This window comes from Mesorhizobium sp. M4A.F.Ca.ET.020.02.1.1 (genome assembly GCF_004022645.1).
Lineage (GTDB): Bacteria > Pseudomonadota > Alphaproteobacteria > Rhizobiales > Rhizobiaceae > Mesorhizobium.
In genome coordinates this window covers 1-702 of sequence record NZ_RZOI01001301.1, presented here as the reverse complement: position 1 = coordinate 702, position 702 = coordinate 1, and the positions used below count along the sequence as shown (strand labels likewise).

Here is a 702-nt window from a genome sequence, read left to right as displayed (position 1 = left end):
TCGTAACGCACCTCGACGAAGCCTGTGAGCGGGAAATCCTTGCGAAGCGGATGGCCTTCGAAACCGTAGTCGGTGAGGATGCGCCGCAGGTCGGGATGGCCCGAAAACAGCACGCCATAGAGGTCGTAGGTCTCGCGCTCGAACCAGTCGGCGCCAGGATAGACGGCGGTGAGCGAGGGAACCAGCGTCTCCTCGTCGGCCTGGACCTTGAGGCGGATGCGCACATTCTGCTTCGGCGACAGCAGGTGATAGACGACATCGAAGCGCTTGGCTCGCGACGGATAGTCAGCGCCGCAGACGTCGATGATCGAGATGAACTGGCAGCGCTGATCATCGCGCAGGAAGGTCGCCACCTCGATCAGGTTGATCGGCTCCACGGAGACGGTGAGTTCGCCATAGGCCAGCACCGCTTCGCCAATCCGGTCGGTCATCTTCTCGCCCAGATAGGTCGAGAGTTCATTCAGCTTCTGGCTCATTGGTTCACCGCTCGATCGTGCCGGTGCGGCGGATCTTCTTCTGCAGCAGAAGAATGCCGTAAAGCAGCGCTTCCGCGCTCGGCGGGCAGCCGGGCACATAGATGTCGACGGGCACGACACGGTCGCAGCCGCGCACCACCGAATAGGAATAGTGGTAGTAGCCGCCGCCATTGGCGCAGGAGCCCATGGAGATGACGTAGCGCGGCTCCGGCATCTGGTCGTAGAC

General features: G+C 62.1%; 2 protein-coding genes. Both read right to left on the bottom strand.

Annotated elements, in window-relative coordinates:
- Nucleotides 1-476 (bottom strand): NADH-quinone oxidoreductase subunit C (locus EN742_RS36780; protein ID WP_128333982.1); only part of this gene is annotated, 476 nt, incomplete at its 3' end.
- Nucleotides 477-480: 4 nt separating this feature from the next.
- Nucleotides 481-702 (bottom strand): NADH-quinone oxidoreductase subunit NuoB (nuoB, locus tag EN742_RS36775; RefSeq protein WP_128333981.1); only part of this gene is annotated, 222 nt, incomplete at its 5' end.